The sequence below is a fragment of the Thalassospira sp. genome (genome assembly GCF_048059015.1).
Lineage (GTDB): Bacteria > Pseudomonadota > Alphaproteobacteria > Rhodospirillales > Thalassospiraceae > Thalassospira.
The window spans coordinates 56,846-73,668 of record NZ_JBLLNT010000001.1 but is presented as its reverse complement, the minus strand read 5'-3'; the positions used below and the strand labels follow the sequence as shown (position 1 = coordinate 73,668).

The 16,823-nt window shown below is 55.1% G+C and carries 17 protein-coding genes; 2 read left to right on the top strand and 15 right to left on the bottom strand.

The genetic code is table 11. The annotated features are described in order from the left end of the window. Positions 1-2: 2 nt before the first annotated feature. The 15 genes from traD to ACMZ66_RS00295 all read right to left on the bottom strand — a co-directional run bounded on the left by traD (position 3) and on the right by ACMZ66_RS00295 (position 14,301). Positions 3-2,063: a type IV conjugative transfer system coupling protein TraD gene (gene traD, locus ACMZ66_RS00365; RefSeq protein WP_416933381.1), complete on the bottom strand. Its 2,061-nt coding sequence runs from the start codon at positions 2,061-2,063 to the stop codon at positions 3-5. Beyond that, a complete protein-coding gene (locus ACMZ66_RS00360; RefSeq protein WP_416933379.1) occupies positions 2,060-2,572 on the bottom strand; it encodes a DUF2859 domain-containing protein in 513 nt (170 codons plus the stop codon). The genes traD and ACMZ66_RS00360 overlap by 4 nt, the downstream gene beginning before the upstream one ends. 23 nt (positions 2,573-2,595) lie before the next feature. Continuing rightward, on the bottom strand, positions 2,596-3,093 hold the full coding sequence (locus ACMZ66_RS00355; RefSeq protein WP_416933377.1) for a hypothetical protein: 498 nt from the start codon (positions 3,091-3,093) through the stop codon (positions 2,596-2,598). A 23-nt stretch (positions 3,094-3,116) separates the two neighbouring features. Continuing rightward, positions 3,117-3,836 (bottom strand): TIGR03759 family integrating conjugative element protein, encoded by a 720-nt coding sequence (locus ACMZ66_RS00350; protein WP_416933376.1) that lies wholly within the window; start codon positions 3,834-3,836, stop codon positions 3,117-3,119. 677 nt (positions 3,837-4,513) lie between these two features. Then, positions 4,514-5,263 carry a ParB/RepB/Spo0J family partition protein gene (locus ACMZ66_RS00345; RefSeq protein WP_416933374.1) on the bottom strand — a complete coding sequence of 250 codons (750 nt, stop codon included), beginning with the start codon at positions 5,261-5,263 and terminating at the stop codon, positions 4,514-4,516. A 109-nt stretch (positions 5,264-5,372) separates the two neighbouring features. Beyond that, positions 5,373-6,236 (bottom strand): phage integrase N-terminal domain-containing protein, encoded by an 864-nt coding sequence (locus ACMZ66_RS00340; protein ID WP_416933372.1) that lies wholly within the window; start codon positions 6,234-6,236, stop codon positions 5,373-5,375. Between the two features lie 1,239 nt (positions 6,237-7,475). After that, positions 7,476-7,760 (bottom strand): hypothetical protein, encoded by a 285-nt coding sequence (locus tag ACMZ66_RS00335; protein WP_416933370.1) that lies wholly within the window; start codon positions 7,758-7,760, stop codon positions 7,476-7,478. Continuing rightward, a complete protein-coding gene (locus ACMZ66_RS00330; RefSeq protein ID WP_416933368.1) occupies positions 7,757-8,068 on the bottom strand; it encodes a hypothetical protein in 312 nt (103 codons plus the stop codon). The genes ACMZ66_RS00335 and ACMZ66_RS00330 overlap by 4 nt, the downstream gene beginning before the upstream one ends. 10 nt (positions 8,069-8,078) lie before the next feature. Continuing rightward, positions 8,079-9,020, bottom strand: a complete 942-nt coding sequence (locus ACMZ66_RS00325) for a conjugal transfer nickase/helicase domain-containing protein (RefSeq protein ID WP_416933366.1) — start codon at positions 9,018-9,020, stop codon at positions 8,079-8,081. Between the two features lie 47 nt (positions 9,021-9,067). Continuing rightward, the gene (locus tag ACMZ66_RS00320; RefSeq protein ID WP_416933364.1) at positions 9,068-10,039 is read right to left on the bottom strand and encodes a ParB/RepB/Spo0J family partition protein; all 972 of its coding nucleotides are present in this window, start codon (positions 10,037-10,039) and stop codon (positions 9,068-9,070) included. Beyond that, a complete protein-coding gene (locus tag ACMZ66_RS00315) occupies positions 10,036-11,259 on the bottom strand; it encodes an AAA family ATPase (RefSeq protein ID WP_416933362.1) in 1,224 nt (407 codons plus the stop codon). The genes ACMZ66_RS00320 and ACMZ66_RS00315 overlap by 4 nt, the downstream gene beginning before the upstream one ends. Positions 11,260-11,667: 408 nt before the next feature. Further along, the gene (locus tag ACMZ66_RS00310; protein ID WP_416933360.1) at positions 11,668-11,883 is read right to left on the bottom strand and encodes a hypothetical protein; all 216 of its coding nucleotides are present in this window, start codon (positions 11,881-11,883) and stop codon (positions 11,668-11,670) included. Further along, the gene (locus tag ACMZ66_RS00305) at positions 11,870-12,253 is read right to left on the bottom strand and encodes a hypothetical protein (protein ID WP_416933358.1); all 384 of its coding nucleotides are present in this window, start codon (positions 12,251-12,253) and stop codon (positions 11,870-11,872) included. Before ACMZ66_RS00305 ends, ACMZ66_RS00310 begins: the two co-directional genes overlap by 14 nt. A 207-nt stretch (positions 12,254-12,460) precedes the next feature. Continuing rightward, complete coding sequence (gene repC, locus ACMZ66_RS00300; protein ID WP_416933357.1) at positions 12,461-13,765, bottom strand: plasmid replication protein RepC; 1,305 nt, start codon at positions 13,763-13,765, stop codon at positions 12,461-12,463. 266 nt (positions 13,766-14,031) lie between these two features. Then, positions 14,032-14,301 (bottom strand): hypothetical protein, encoded by a 270-nt coding sequence (locus ACMZ66_RS00295; protein ID WP_416933355.1) that lies wholly within the window; start codon positions 14,299-14,301, stop codon positions 14,032-14,034. 517 nt (positions 14,302-14,818) lie between these two features. On the opposite strand from ACMZ66_RS00295, the gene ACMZ66_RS00290 reads away from it, so the two are divergent. Next, the gene (locus ACMZ66_RS00290; protein ID WP_416933353.1) at positions 14,819-15,670 is read left to right on the top strand and encodes an ArdC family protein; all 852 of its coding nucleotides are present in this window, start codon (positions 14,819-14,821) and stop codon (positions 15,668-15,670) included. A 349-nt stretch (positions 15,671-16,019) separates the two neighbouring features. Continuing rightward, positions 16,020-16,439: a single-stranded DNA-binding protein gene (ssb, locus tag ACMZ66_RS00285; protein ID WP_416933351.1), complete on the top strand. Its 420-nt coding sequence runs from the start codon at positions 16,020-16,022 to the stop codon at positions 16,437-16,439. The last annotated feature ends 384 nt before the right edge of the window (positions 16,440-16,823 follow it).

Sequence of the window (16,823 nt, the reverse complement as noted above, 5' to 3'; positions counted from 1 at the left end):
AACTAGCTCACCCCCTCGCGGGCACTGCCGTCCGCCATCCACCAATGACTGCTGGTGCGATACCGCTCCTCCATGTCCTCGGTAATGCGTTCAAACGCGGTATGAAAGGAGCCGGTCCGCGGCTGTGCCGGTAATGGCAAACGAAGCTTATATAAGGTGCCACCTTCCAACAGCGCGAAGGCCTGCCCTTTCGGCAGGCGCACCACATCATGCGCTTCCACCATTGGGGTACGACTCGAGGTGATTCGATCCTCATGCCGCGAAGTGAAATCGATATCTGTGTTGGGGTCGCTGGAATCGTTGTAGCCCGCAATCAATGTAATGTCATGCACACTCACTTCGGGCAACTGATCGGTCAAAATTGACGCCGTCTCGATGTCCTTGACCCGAAACATGATGAGGTTGTTGAAGTTACCCGCCACTTGCTTCGCTTTTGCATCCGAGCCAATCCCCGCGTGGATATCCGCATAGGTTTGGGAGTACGCCGTGATTTGTAGGTTGGCCGCACCCCCTTTATTAATCATGGGAATAAACTCATCGCCCATAAGTTCGGCAAATTCGTCCAGGTGCACGACGATCGGCTGCTGGTGATCGTCGTGTTCGGCCCGAAAGCCATGTCCATCGCCATGCTTGTATCGTTCCCCGGCATAGGACACGAGGTCGGCAAACATTGAATTGCCGACCGCAGAGGCCACCGCAGAATCCGTCAGCGCATCCAGACCGATATAGACCACGCTCGATTGATTGACGACTTGCCGCCAGTCGAAGATGGGACGAGGATCTTCCAGATCCAAATAGTCCGGACTTAAAAGTTCTGCAGCGCGCCCCGTCGTCAGCTTTTCTAAGAGCGGCAACAGAGACGCGACAATCTTGTCGAAATAGGATTTTTCGTACTTAAAGGCAGAACGCAGTCCTTCTAACACGTCATCCGTGCGTCCCGTTTCTGCAATGAGGCTTTCAAACGCGATCAGCCGTTTGGGGCGTCCCTGCAAAAACCGCGGTTGCCGCTCGGGATTGACCGTGGCCTCAATATCCGCGACACGCACTAGAGATGCTTCATCGTTGTCGAAAAACGCCTCGGCATAACGCACAAAGAGATCATCAATGTTGGTGACGTGTCGAAGGATGGTCCGATAATCGGGTCGTTGGCCTAAGGCAACCACCGCCTTAGCGACGATGTTAGTGAACCGCCAGACAAACTCGCGGAACACCGCGCTTTGGCCCTCGCCGCTCAGTTGAGAGGACACCCGTGTCGACACTTCCGTGATGCGATTGAATTGACCCACGCCGTTGTAACGGGACGAAATTTCTGGATAACCGAGATGGAAGAGTTGAAAGTCCCCCACCCGCCCACTCAACTCACAGGCGGTATAGACACTGCGCAACAGATCTGCATCGCCTTTCGGATCAATAACAATCACCGTTTCACCGCGACGAATGTCCTGGGTCACCATGACTTCCAGTGCACGCGTTTTGCCGACCCGCGTGGTACCCAAGACCAACGTATGGCCTGTCCGGTCCGCCAATGGCATATGAAGGTCCGACTCGCGCAGTTCCACACCGTGCAAATGGGGGGTGCCGCCCACTGCAGGCAGTGGTCGAACAGGATTCAGCCAATGGTCCCAAGACGTCAGTTTGAAAAGCCAGGTGTCTTGCCATTGCGGTTCGTTCGCGCGCACCCACCGCCATAAGGCGTTGGGTTGTACGAATCGGCGAAACTTGGACCGCCGCGTGTCGTGTAACCGTTGCGTGTGGCGCTCACCCCAAGCAAAGCCTCGACCCAGATACAACCATCGTTTACTGATTGGAATGCGCTTCGGGGTCATGCCGAAATGGGGTAACCGACGCAAATTCCGTTGGTAGCGAACAATGTGCAGGCCTTTGCCGATCCACCAACCGCCAAAGAGCAACAAACAAACCCCGGCACCCACCCCCACACTTGGCGTGATCATGAAATATTGTGGTCCCAGCGCCGCCATGACGCCGCAGCCCATGGCGACCACACCACACATCAACTCCACCGGTGGACGCAGCAAGGCTTCAATCGGATGCGATTGAATCATGGGGCCACCAACAATGCGGGATAACTGGACAAGCCATAGGCTTCGGCCATGGCATCCCCTACCCCAATGTCCAACAGCAGTCCGTGAGACAAAAGTTCAGCCCGCAATCGGACAAAGGCCTCTGGATCTTCGGCAGCGACCACCACACCCACGGCACCACGCGCTTTCAGTTGCGGGAACTGTTGTGTCAGCCATCCGAGCGATTGGGCATCCATTCCGATCACATAGAGCGTCTGTGTAAGCCCCGCCACCGTGATTTCCACAGGCGCCCCGGGTTTTAAAGTCGTTCGAAGTGGGAAAAGATCTCGCTCGCTCAACTGCATCTGACTGATGTCCGGCGCGACCCATTGCGCTTGCGCGCGCGCGAGCGCGGCTTCTTTTTCTGCGACGGCGTCATTGATCTTCTTAAGGTAGGGGGTACTTGAGATGGTTTGGCCCGAGTCGAACAACACAAGCAGGTCATTTGGTGGACCACCCTGATGACTCCCCCAGGCGGGCACCGCGAGCATCCACAGCCCCCATACCCAAGGCCTCACGATTCCGACCCCGACCAGAGCGTCACCACGCGATCGGCATATCGATTGGCGGCGGCCACATGCTTAGGTGCATCTGACCGACGATGGTATTTACCGATGGCCCAATGCCAGGACCCTTTTGAATCTGGGTGATCGAAGAGCTCACGGAGAATCTTGCAGCCCGTGACCAAGTTAAACACCGGATCGGTGACCAGCCATGGTGAGATCAATCGATGGAATTGCCATCGCCAATTGAGTTGCATGGGACCAATATCGACCCCTTCCCCGGCTTGCAGCGCCTGCATGAGCGCCGTGAATTGGGCTTCACGCGATTCAAAATAACGAGCTTCCCCGGCGACATTCAAAGTCCATGGCCAAGGCTGCACCGAACCGGCGACCCAACGACCACTTTCAACTCGAGCGACGGCATACAGGAGCCCCGCCGGTACACGGCAATAGTCACTCACCTGGCCAATCAATCGCGACACAGACTCTGCCGCGACGTTGCGCGCCATGAGTAACAAGCATGCCAACACGACTAGTCGAGCGATCGCCACTGGCCATCCCCCTGTAAGACAAACGTCTGTGGCACCGCACCGGTGTAATCGTGTCCGTGGTTGAGCGTAATGCGGCCCTGCACGGTCGCTTCCACCGGGACGCCGCGCGCGGTGGCCCACCGTGTGAGTACTTGACCGTCGCCGCCGGTGTCTCGGACGAAAAAATCGACCGGTGGATGCTGCCCCTGGGTGGCTTTGGCAATAAATGCGCGCACAACGTCGTCGCAGGCCGAGCAGTTCGAGTCCACCACGATGCCATAGCGCTGTACTTGGCCTTGTTCGAGCAAGGCCTTGATCGCATCCTGACGTGGATGGACCTGGGCGATTGGGTTGATTCGGTTGTGCTGAGGATAGTTGCGCGCCCACGCCGCGGTCACCGCTCGCTGGAAGGCCAGCTCCCCTTCCACGCGTTCGAATTCCCGCGCAACATACAGGTCAGCAAAGTGACGCCGCTCTTGCGCCGTCTTGGCATGTGCCCCCAATACCAACAAGGGATCTGCGTTGGGTGTCCAAAGACCGCGCACGCCAGACATCAGTTCTTGATATCGACGCCACTGCGGTTCCGTCAGCTGCCATTGTCGAGCCTGCGGAGAGAGATCCTGAAAGGCATGCTCCGTGCGCGTCGACTCGCGCAACTCCTGACCCAGCGCAGACACCGCCGTTAACGATACAACCAATAGAAGGAATCTACGTCCGCTCACCCGAGTGAACTCCGATCCATGCGCCGGGGTCGCAAGACGGTGGCCGATTTCGCAGTCTTTTCAGCCACCCAAACCGGCACGCCCCCTCGGTCATCAAAAATAGCCGTACATTCGTCGTCCTGAAACCAACCGCTACAGCGCCACTTTGTGCGCTTGAGCGATTGAATCAGTTGGAGGGGTCGAGCACAGCGGGGGCAGTCATAGTGCGACAGCGGCGCGCCGTTATGATCGTCCGCGACATAGCCGCACCGAGGATTGTTTGAACACACCCAGCTTTTGCTGCCGAAGGGTGCTTGGAGGCTCGTCGTACGCCACAACGAACCCGTTTCGCAATTCGGGCACGCTGGCGCCTGTTGCAATACACCCAATCCCTTCCTCATGTCGAACACCCCAAAAATGGCGAGGGTCGATCACGTTACAACACATTCGCAAAATTAAAGGTTACAAACCGTCAACACGATTTTTACGCCTAGGTTTACGTTAAAATTCAATGAGATAGCCTATGAACTACGGACCCGCTGGGCGTTAAAACGCAGTTTTTTGGGCGGTTGTAGGAGATTGTCCCTAGCGCAGAACTGCACATTGCTAGGATAATCAGTCACTTAGTGGTGTTCGTAAAGCGCCAAAAGATTGACTAATCGTCTAATTTTCACGGACTATTTACGTATATTTTACGTTTATTTTGCGATATATCCTAACCGCACTAAGATCCCTTGTAAAACATCTAAATCGTCGAAGTAATCGATCACGACTTTGCCACCGGCAAGCCGGAACGGCGAGCCAATCAACTCTGTCATTTCCGCCTGTAACCGGCGCGTGTCTGGGTCGTCTGTGGATTCGCTCGCTTCAGGGGCATTCGCTTCACGCAACCCTTTCGCCCGTTGTTCGGTGGCACGCACCGATAACCGTTCCACCTCAACGTCGTGCACGAGCTGGCGTTGCCCTGCTTCAGGCACAGACACCAAGGCCCGTGCATGACCGCCACTCAATCGACCGGACCGAACTTTGTCCTGGATCCAAACCGGCAAGAGCAACAGTCGCAAGGCATGCGCAACATAGCTTCGACTCAGGCCCAGCCGTCGCGCCAGTTGACTGACCCCCCCGTGACTGGTCTCGCCCTGATCGGCCAGTTCCGCCGCAAATTCCTCGGCCTCAAGCATCGGATTGCGACGACCATCGGTGTAGTGCAAGGCCACAATGCGACGGATGCGAGACTCTGGAAAATCGTCTCGCACCACCACCGGCACTTCCGTCAGGCCGACTCGACCCGCCGCAACCCAAACCTGGGGGTCACTGAGGATTTCGTACCGGCCTGCGTGCGTGGATCGAACCACCAGCGGGACGACGACCCCAACCTGTCGCACGCTGGCTAGAAGCTCGCGACTGGGCGTTAATGTCACGCCGTCCGGGCGAGCGGCGCTGACCACCAGCCGCTCTAGACCCATCTTTTGTACTTGGGGCTCTGGCATTGTCTAAATATGTGTCACGTGACACGTATTCTACCGCGCACCGCCTCATCTGTCGCCCCGGCGCCCTTCAGCTGCCTAAATACACGGCCACCACTTCTAAGCGCTCATGGCCAAGCTCTCGAGAGATTTGTAAACGGGCTTGGCGATCTTCGTCCACCATCGGACCCGCCAATGTGCGACGGCGCGGTCCGCCAACGGCCGGACACGACCACCCGGTCAGGGTTTGGTACCGGTCTTGTGCATAGGCATGACGTAAACCATGCATGCGGCTCAACCCCACCGCACTGGTGTTGGCTTCGTAGATCCGCAGCTGCTGCACATAGGTTCGATCTGGCGCAATGAGCGAGCCTCGCCCGGCCAACAAGCGGGCTTCGTCCAAGACTGTACGCTGTTGTGCATTGACCACAGGGACGTCACGCGCCTTACCGCCTTTTGTCCAGGTTTCCTTCAGACACACCACATTGCCTCGATCGGCATAGGTCGGCTGAAACTTGATGGCTTCTTCTCGACGAAACCCGAACGCTTCTTGAAGGCGCAATGACATCGCCACATAGGGGTCGCGAACCTGGTGGACGATCGCGCCCAAACGCCGACTTTTGTCGTCATTGGTGACGTAAGTGCGCTTCATAATACCGTACGCTTCGTTGTCCTTTCGGACCACACCCGGTTTGCCCACCTTCTCTGCCCACCATCGAATGTGCGCCATCCGGTTCTTGATGGTGCCAATGGAGAGCTCTTGCTCTTGCCACTGCCGCACCAATGCTTCGACATGTTTGCTCTTCAAACCGCGCGCTTTGAGACCACGATAACCAAGATCATGCAGTTCATTGGCGGCCTGCGCCAAAATACGACTGCGGGCGTCGCGCGTGGCATACGACCCATCCCGGTTCTTTTGGTTGAGTTTCATCAACTCAAAATTCAATGCTCGCATGAACATTCACCGCACCCGAACAATCGTTCGGGTCTGTCTGTGCATTGGTCCACCTTCGTCGTCCTGTCGTCGTCGAAGGCACTCCGTTCACCTGTTCGTTCCGTTGTTGGCCGGAGTCATCTGTGGGCATAACTGCGGTCAGTGTTTATAGCCGATTCGCAAGCAAGCTTGTCGAACCCGTCCCCGAAGGCACGTTACGGCTACAGCGTTTTATGTCGCCGGTCTTCCGGCAACAACGACATATCCTGTGGGTAGCGGTCGTTGCTTTGTCAGCCAACACCCTAGGGTTTGGCGGAACGTGCACGGTGACGTGCAATGTCAGTTACGCCTGACGACGTGGCATTTGTTGCTCCTTTCTCAACGCCAGATGAATGCACGTTGAGCGCCCATGAGGCACTCAACCCCATGGGCAGATTCACAACTGCCGCCCAACCGTGATCGGACATGCAGAGCATGGATGCAATGGGAGTGATCCCGATGTAGGTCAGACCTACGACGCACCGCTCTGCGCCTCATGCTGTCGAGTCAGCTCAATGGACGCTCTCCCATTGCCCGCGCGCAAATTGCGCGCGAAAGGCAGCTATCAGCAGCAGTCAGCGGTCGCGAGCCTAGCACATTGCTTTTTGGGTGTCACCTAACGATCACTCTAAGAAATAGCTGATAGCCTTTTATTTACAGGCGGATGCCCGCCTGTCACTACTTATTTTCGCTACGCGAACGCAGTGACAGGCGATCGTAAAGCGATCTTATTTTCTTTGATAACCATGGTTATCAAAAGCACCGGAATTGCTCAGCATGGCGACGCACAACAGGTCACAATGGCCCTCGCTCCAGCCTCGGGCATCGACTATCTGGCACGCTTGATATCCGTGGGTATCAAGATCGCACGCGCGCGTTGCATAAAATCCTGGCTCCCTTGGTAAAGTATCTGCAAATCCGTAGGTACCTTGGGCAGGCGCCCAAACAGGAGAACTTGCTCCAATTAATTCCTGGAGTATTCGCAGACACGGCGCATGAGTGATATCTAGGGTGCGGCAGCTGAGGATTAGAATAAGGTGCAGCTCCTAAGCCTGAAAAGCTTCTGATAACCATGGTTATCAAATCCGGGATGAAGGGGGTAGAGACACCAGGTTTGCCAGTTTGATTACCACGGTTATCAAACCCCAGCGACCGGCCCGCTTCATCTTGATAACCATGGTTATCAGAGTCCGAAAAGACGGTATGGGGTGGCTCAGACCTCTATCCGTCCCACGCGAATTCACCACGCACAATCGCCTGCTCTACCGTTTCCCAAACCACCGCCACCGACAGATCCGTGTATTCCGCTGTGCGCAGTAACGCTTCACATTGGTGCAGTGCGCTCTGACGTTCATCCAGCGGGTGTACGCGCATATGCTGACCCACCAGATCCAACAACACCAGGTCTTGATCAGGGCGACACGTGGACTGTCGAATGGCTGGGCGACCCACGGTCGATTCAATATTGAGCAACTTGCGACGATTGGACACATCTTGCTTGGTCAAACCAAAAAATGGTTCAGCAATCTTTGGGTTGCACCGGCTTGCAATAAACGCGCTATGACCTCTTCCGCTTGCTGAAACAAACACGCTTGTCGACTAAATTCCGTGAGCGCGTCAAGATCGATGTCTAGACTCCGAACGATTTTCGGCATGCGCCTAGGCGATGCCATGCCTTGTGCAGGTATTTGATGGATTAATCGCATGGTTTCGACATCCACCCCCAGATCTTCGAGGATATCCGTACGGCCATTGCGCACACATCGATTCAGAAAAAGTAGGGTGTCGAGTTGAAAATCCGCACCATCCGCCATTATTACCTCCCTAGCTTGCGCATGACCCTCGCATACGCAATACATGGTTTGGGGCAGGGACGTGTGTCCATAGCCCCGCACCGGTCCCTAAAATCAACCCTCGAACGGTTTTACCGTTTAGATTCGCTGTAAATAAGTTGTGGCCCTCGACCACGCGATGGAGCCCCAGCCGCGCCACTTGGTTTTGGATTCGTTTCGCTGGTTCACCTTCGATCTGCGCAAACTGCTCGAACAGGACCGGTACGACCAGAAACGCCTCTCCACCGGGTAACGTGTGCACCAGGCTGCTCGGTTCATTCACGGTTAAGTGCCCCGCTTCGAGCTCAGCCCGCAGCCACGCGACAAAGCGCCAGCCTTTGGCTTTGCGCGCGTTCACCGGCATCTGATTGGGTTTCACTGCAGAAGCCGCCGCCACGGGCGCCGGTGCTCGTAACGTGCTCAGACGTGACTCTGCCAGCTCGATCAGTGCCCTGATCTCACTGTCCCCATCACCGTCACAAAATCGCTGTAGTTCTTCATAGGCCACCGGTTCATCCAGAATCCACCGGCACGACGTGTCACAGAGTAGGGTGTCCAAGCCCCAATCCAGCAGCGGTTTACCCACCGAATCCATGTCGCGCACACGATACAACACCAAGGCGAAGGCCACGACGAACGTCATTAATTCGGACAATCGGGTGGCTTCTTCGGTAGCAATACGTCGGGGAAGGATCTGGCTTTGACGAACACGCATGGTTGCACGCGTCGAAGTCATTAATTCGGTATTGAATGTCTCGGTATCAACCGCGGGATCGCGGTCGACGACACTCGTAGTTCGAGTCCATAAATCTACGTAAGTCGAATCAAATTCCGATCGGGGGAGTGCGGTCAGTTTCCACACATCATGCAGAGGGTCGTGCTCAGGGCGAGCCCGATCGATCTCAGTGTCTTGTTGGCTCCCCCACCAGCTCATTATCCATCTCGGATGTGATCCTCTCCGAGCTCCCCCTATTGATGTCCCTATTTTTTAATATGTTGATCCAATGCCTTCATGATGTCTGTAAGCAATTGCGTACGTTCGTCCGCAGATTGCTCGTACGGTTTCACGGTCAGTGACACGTTACCCGCATCGTCGTGTTCTAACAAAACGACGTTGTTGCGCCCTACTTTCCTCAAGACATCTTTTTGTTTCTTACGTTGTCTTCGACCCTTGGTCGGTGGAATCAGTTCACGCTGCAAGGTGCCTGCAGTCACCTCAACGCCGTCTTGGACGATTCGCCTCGCTGCCTCACGCATGGAGCGCTGCGTCTGCGGATCTTTTAACCCAGCGGCTAACGCGCTGGCCGTGCGGACGCTGACATCCGGTAGGAGCGGCATCACAACGGGCGTGAGCCAGTCATAGTCAAAGATGGCTGTGGTGCTCATCAAACGATTGATATACGGCTGGGAGACGTTCAGGGAGGCGGCCAGGTCTCGTTGACTCCGATACACCCCATCTTTCAGTAAGCGCGCGTAAATCACCGCGTTTTCGAGCTCGCTGACATCTTCAGACTCTGCGTTTTCCGTGTGCATGAGTTCCATGCACTCAATATCGGGTGTATCCGCTGGGACCACTTTAGCCTTGAACTGGAGACCGTTCGCCAAGCAGGCTTGTGAACGTCGGTAGCCAAAGATGATTTCGCCATCAATGCCCGCCTCGCCGTCTACGCGACGCACTAAGCCAAGCGTGTGTTGCCCATGTTTTTTGATCGAGGCTTCCAGCATGCGTTGCTCATCACGTTCTAACCACCCGGCTGACCGGTTGTGGTATTTCCACTGACGCAATCGCGCCACGTCGAATTCTGTGTACTTATGCGTTTTCATGACCCCCAATTGCGTGCCATGCGTGGCCACATCCACGGTGGGGATGGCAATTGATGCGCGGGTCTCAGCGGGCTTTTCTTTGGCTTTCGATTCTTGTTCGGCGAGGCGCTCACTCAGCGATGGACTCATAGCAGTACTCCCCGCTCACGTAACGACTCGTGCCGACTGGGCCAGGTCTTGCAAATTTCCACCTCAATCTCACCCAACACCGCGTTGAGCATGCCGAGGACACGTGAATCCGGTTTCGACTGATCAAACACGGTCTGAAAATACGACGCGGTATCCGGAATGGCACTGGCGTACAAGAAGGGCTTAGCCAGCAAGAAATTGCCAAATTTGTCCTGCATGATATTCAGAAAGTCGAGCATCTTGGATTTGGTGCGATCCACCTTAGACGGCATCACCTTCAGAAATTCATAGCGTTTCCCGGGCGCGATCCCGGTCATCACTTTTGAGACCATCTGCAGGTATTGGCTCGTGGAGGAGAAATCGTAGATGGCCGGTGGGGCAGGGACCACCACCGCGTTGGCGGCCACTAAAATGTTAATCGACATCATGCTCAGATTCGGAGCACTGTCCATCAAGACCACATCGTATCGATCTTGGACCGTGACGATGGCATCTTCGACCAAATGATAAAACGCGTCGCGCTCGGCTGTGTCTGCCCGCGCGACAGCATCATAGATCGCAAAATCCACTTCATTTAGCGCCAAACAACTGGGCACCAAGTCGATGCCATCGAAGTAGGTCGGAATGATGGCATAGTCCAGGGAGTCTTCCTCGCCATGCAGGGCAGGGGAGAGCGTATGCCGCTCGGAAAACTCATGATCCGGCACATAGCCAAAAGATTGTGTGGCAGAGGCCTGGGGGTCACAATCCACCACCAGCACCCGATAGCCCTTTTCAGCCAGATACTGAGCGATATAGACCGTGGTCACCGACTTCGCCACCCCACCCTTAAACGATTGCACGGCCAGCCGTACAGGGGCTTCGTCTACCCGCCGACCGGGACGTGCATCCAGCGCATCACGGATTTGGTTCACCTGCGTTAAGGTGTAACCGAGCGGACGATGTGTTTCCGGGTCGAGGTCTTGCTCCAATCCTAAATCATCGATGGCTTTGGTGATCTTGGTGCGCGAAAAGCCCACCATTTCGGCCACTTTGCGCGCACGATAGTGCTTCATGAGGCGCTTTTCGCTGTTGGGGGTCATGCCCAAAGAACGTAGGGCACTGAGGGTATCTTGACAGCGATCGACCAGGTCATTGAGTTCGTCTAAACCCACCCCATTTTGCTGGTACACTGCATTGTCAATTACGGGTTCGTCATGAAACTCCGTAGATTCGGCCATGGCCCCATCCTGTCATCGTTTCCGTGCGGCCATAAATATACCATTTTTTCGCCGAAGTCTACATTTTTTGGTTTTTTTGTATTTTGACTCCCAAAAATGGTTTTTGTCGGTCGATTTTTATCTGACTGGCCTCCTCTGCGGCTGCGTTTGTTTTCTTGTTATAAAACTAACTATATTATTAAGGGGTGGAATCACCACTGACGAGCGCCCAATACTGTCAAAAAAAGGGGAGGGGAGGGCGCCTCTCCGAAAAGAGACCCCCTCCGAACGACTATGTTGATAGCCCCAATTGAAACAGACCGTAAAAAACGAGCCCAATCACCAGTGAACCGGTAACGAGGCCCGAATAAAACGTCAGATCCGCCAACCAGCCTCCATCTTTGATGTGTCGATCCATTCATCTGCTCCTTACGGACCCAAGAGTGCGTTAAGGACCGTGACCACGGTGGCGGATAATCCGCCCACCGCAATCATGACCTTAGCCACCTCCAATCGATAACGCTTTCGCATCAACGCCGTTTCAGCTTCGATCTGCTTGATCTCCGCCACCAGCTTTCGATTGGCAAGCCATGCGGCTCGTTGTTTAAGCGAGCGGGCACGGCTTGTGGGTTTATGCGTGCTCATGCCGCACCGCCTGAGATTTAATGACCATCGTTCGATGACCATCCCCGACACAATCGCCAGCACTCAACGGCGACGCTGCTTCTGTGGCATGACCGAGTGAGAGGACCACCAGCGGCGTTGGCGTGAGATCGAAACGAACACACAACCCAATCGCCTCGCGACCCATCGAGTTTTCGAACGTTGCCGAAAACTCAACTTGATTCAAGTCACGCTCATAGCGCGCACAGGACGCGACTGCTTCTGCAGCACGCTGGAGGAGCGTTGGGTGATCGACTTGACCCCCCATGCTGCGAATCTGCAAGTCCACGTCCGAACTCACAATCGTTCTGCACGTCCATTGGACGGCAACAAAGTCTTCTAGATTACTCATGGTTTGCTCCTTTCGGTGAAACCGCTGAGTAATCACAACCCCCACTGGGAGTATGAATCCCAGCGGGGTTAGACAAGTGGACCCTGTTTCCAGGAGGGCTCGGCAAGACCCAATGTCCGTTGTACCGATATGCTGATAAATCAGCGGTGCCTTAAATGCTGCCAGGGCAGCGATGCAGGATGTCCCGCTCAATAAAGCCACGTCAGTCTACACCGTCACCTCACCCGGTTGGCCCCCTAAACGGTCCTTATCCAGCAGACCATAAACAGTCGGACCCAGATTCAACTGACCCACTTTGGCTTTCTCCACCATGCCACGGAAATAACCACCGGGTTTCTTAATCTCGCTGCGTTTGGCCATGACAATGGCGACCGCTGTTGAAGCCGCGGCCACACCGATAGTGTCCACCGCATCGCGCCAAGCATCATCGGAAATACCCGTCAATTTCCTCAGCCGGGTTCCGGCATGGACGACGTCATCCCACGTCGCCGCCCGATCCTTAGGCCCGAGCTCATTCATCCACTCGGATAAACCGATCACCATTTGCGGTTTGATTTGGTATTTCACCAAGGTGTCCTCCACCGTATCCGTGATGGCGTCGGGAGGAGGGGAGCTACTACTCGCTGGTTCCACCTCGCTACCACTTATTTGGTTAACTTCTTTACGAGAATCTACGGTATCTAATTCATTAGATTTAAGATCGGTTGTAGTTGTATTAAGGGTGCAATCTTCTGCACCCTGAGATGCATGTTCTTGTTCATCATCTAAATGATCGAGTGCTGCCACTTGCTCGAGAAAGTACGCCTCCGCATCTGCCTTTAGGTGTTCAAGACGGTCAACCAGAGGGCGTAACAACGACAAATCCCGCTGCCGGTGCGTACCTGCGATCAAGCGTTCATTCTGCTCGCCCATACGCGTCCACTCCGCCACATCTAAGCCAATCTCTAAGGCGGTTGCGATAATCTGGCGCGTGGCTTTGAGCGCGATCGTACGACGCCGTTTAAGCGCTTGTCGCTCCCGCCGCACTTGTTTGATGTCGTCTGCCACACCCTGCCATTCCCCTTGTCGTAGCGCGAGCGGAGATAGATCGAAGCCGTAAGCCACCTTAATGTGACCATCGGGTCCACGATGACCATAGCGACGCCCCTGTGGGCTGTCTCGCATGACCACAACACCCGCATCTTCCAATTCACGTCGCGCGTACTGAATGCTCCTCAGGCTTTTACCCAGCGCATCTTGCAGGAAATCATTTGACGGCCATACGATCGGCCGCCGCCCTTCTTCCCAATCGCACTCTTTAGAAAAGGCCATGAGTTGATCGATCAACAACATGGCATTGTCGGATAACCCCAATGCTGGAGCGGCTTGTTTAAACGTCGCCAAGAGCGCGCCTTTGCGCGTACCGCCGATGCCATCAAAAGTGTCAGCCTGGACTGACATGAGTTGCGCCACACTCGACATGCCGCGCAGTCCGGAGGGACGCGTTGGGTCCCCAATGGTGATATCCGTCATGGATGTTCCCCTCTGGTACAGGGGATCACAGGCAATAGAACACCAGGCAAATGTGCGCTACCACGCTTGCAGAATAGGTGTCCGTCCTCTAGCATTAGCTCAGATAAAGCAGTGCTTACCGGCCTTGCTAATCTAGGGTCGCTTCGGTGATCCCTGAACACCGCGTCGCTACACGCGGTGTTCGCATTTTTGGATCCTGAAAAATCAGGGCTTCAATACAATCTGGCTCGCCATACCTCCTTCTTCGACGATTAACCTGGTTACACCTAAGACGCTTTGCGCCGCTGGGGCACAACCGTCTCTCCCGTCACGTGGACTTTGACGTTGTCAAAACCCAGTGATTGTACGAATCGCAACATGGTCATCGCATCGCCAAACCATTTTGGTTTAACGTCACGTGCCCCCAAGATGAGTTCACGTCGGCCATCCTCATAGACCACCTGGAGATTCCAGCCATGAGACATGACCGCTGGCACGGCCTCGCAATACACCAATTCACCTTTGGCTTGTGCGCGTATTGCAGCGGCTTTATCCATACACCATCATCCAGGGTACTGGCTCATCGCGGATCCTGACAAAATCCTACTATTTCTGCAAGCCGTTTACACGCAAATATCGAAGGAAATATCTATTAAAAACAGTTACTTATGATCTTTCGTCGTGCAGTTCGTCGCCGCCTAACGACCACTTATACGACATAAATCCACGTATTTTCGCAACCCTTCGTCGTGCGTCTTGTCGCCTCTTGTCGACCAAAACGATGTGATGCAGGTCGACCCTGACAGCGCCACGCGTTGCGTCTTAAGTCGTCAGTGAGGACAGCCTCGTCGTCCCGGTTGTCGTGATCTTCGTCGAAGCAGTAGGCGTGAACCTCGGGGTCGACGTTCCTTCGGCCGTTGAATCTTGCTGTCCAACACCGTGACCCGGTCTGCTCACCCGTCAAGGCTCGTGTAGTCCGTCGGGGGCCCCCAACTCCCGGCCCGCGCAATCGCCCTGACCGGCTCTCATCCCGAGCCCTTGGGATGGCCATCAACAACTGCCCGAGAGGATCTGATGTCTGCCCCTTCACACCCAAGTCATAGCCGAATCACACAACACCTCATCGCACTGATCGAAGCCGGTGCAACACTGGCGGACTGCCCCTGGTATCGAGATGGCGTCTCACACCGTCCCATCAACGCACACACCCACGCCCGATATAGTGGCATCAACGTCCTCACCTTGTGGGCGGCGGCCGATGAATTCGGTTACAGCAGTGGCCAGTGGGCAACCTATAAACAGTGGCAAACCCTCGGCGCCCAAGTCCAGCGGGGTGAAAGTGGCGTACCGATCCTCTTCTATAAACCCATCGAACGCGCATCCACTGAAGACGCGGAAGAACGCGACCGCTTCATGATTGCCCGAACCAGTCGTGTCTTTGCCGCTGAACAAGTCGAGGGATACACGCTCCCCCAAGCCCCCACAGCAACCTCATTTACCCCAATTGACCGCGTTGAATCTCTACTGAATGAAACCCAAGCCCAGGTCGAACATCGAGGTGACCGAGCCTTCTACAACCGCACGCAGGACCTCATCGTCATGCCCGAACAGACGCGCTTTTTCGACCAAGAGAGCTACTACGCGGTGAAGTTACATGAATTCGTACACTGGACCGGTGCAGCACATCGGTGCGATCGTGACATCACCAGCTACGCCATCGAAGAACTCGTCGCAGAGCTGGGCGCGGCGTTCTTATGCGCCGATCTCGATATCACATTGACGCCACGCGAAGATCACGCCGGTTATCTGGCCAGCTGGCTCCACTGTCTCACCGCAGATCCCACTGCACTCTCCCGTGCAGCCTCACTGGCCTCACGGGCGGCCGCCTACATTTGCGACTTCGAACCAAAAACGTCTCAACCTTAAGGGACCGTTTCCGCCCCGAGACAGTACCTTAATATAGGGTAGGGCGGCTTTATGACTGCTACTGAGCACCAGTCTCGTCGGCAGCACCCCTCAAAATCGTCCAAACCCAATCACACGGTTTCTACGAATTCGCTAGGTGCGCGGTGTACCAAACCTATACTCGACCGGGCTTATACCGCTGATTGTCAGCATCGTTGTTTACGCAACATATAGGCACGTCGATAACATCGGCATGGTCAAACGGACATAGACTGACCATCTACCTGGCAACAGGCGTCCATCTACCCAATGGGGAACTTCGTCCCCTTGGGGCCGGTGTTTTCCTTCATCCTGCTTAGGAGAATTGAAAATGACGAACAGAGGAATCAACAAAGTCACCTTAATCGGTAACCTCGGGGGCGACCCAGAGACCCGTTACACAGGCGCCGGTAAACCGGTCACTCAACTGTCCATCGCCACCAGCGACCGCTGGCGTGATGCACAAACCGGTGACCTCAAAGAACGAGTCGAATGGCATCAAGTGGTCATGTTCGACAAGCTGGCGGAAATTGCTGGTGAGTATTTGAGCAAAGGCTCGCGGGTGTACATTGAAGGTGCGAACCGCACGTCCTCTTGGGAACAAGATGGCATCAAACGATTTCGCACGCAGGTGTATGCCAACGAGTTGCAAATGCTCGACGGTAAACCCCGCAACGCTGATGCCAGTGACGAACCGGTAAGCGAATCCCCTCCCGTTGCCGCTGACATGGAAGACGATATTCCGTTTTAGCGACGGGCCTGCCTCTGCGCACGCCTCACGCAACTGTTGAGCGCGATCGGATCGCGCCTCGTTCTTATCGGGTCACTTCGGTGACCCGATCCTTTTTCAGATCATCTAAATCGTAAGCCAACGTGGGCACCCATTAGAGGCTTTACCGTAGCCAACGGATCGCCTGCAAAACACCCGCCACCGTCTGAGCGGAACGTGCGCCTTTGGCGTTGATCCTTGACGGAAACAACAGACAAGCTACCCACGACTTAGTTTTGTCGTTAGACCCTTAGTCTACAAACGGCACTTAATGAAGGGCTCACTTTCTGAATGCGAATCGCCGAAACGCTGTAAACGACCCTTGGCAGACGTTTTTAAAAAAAGTTCACCTTGATATGCAACAAC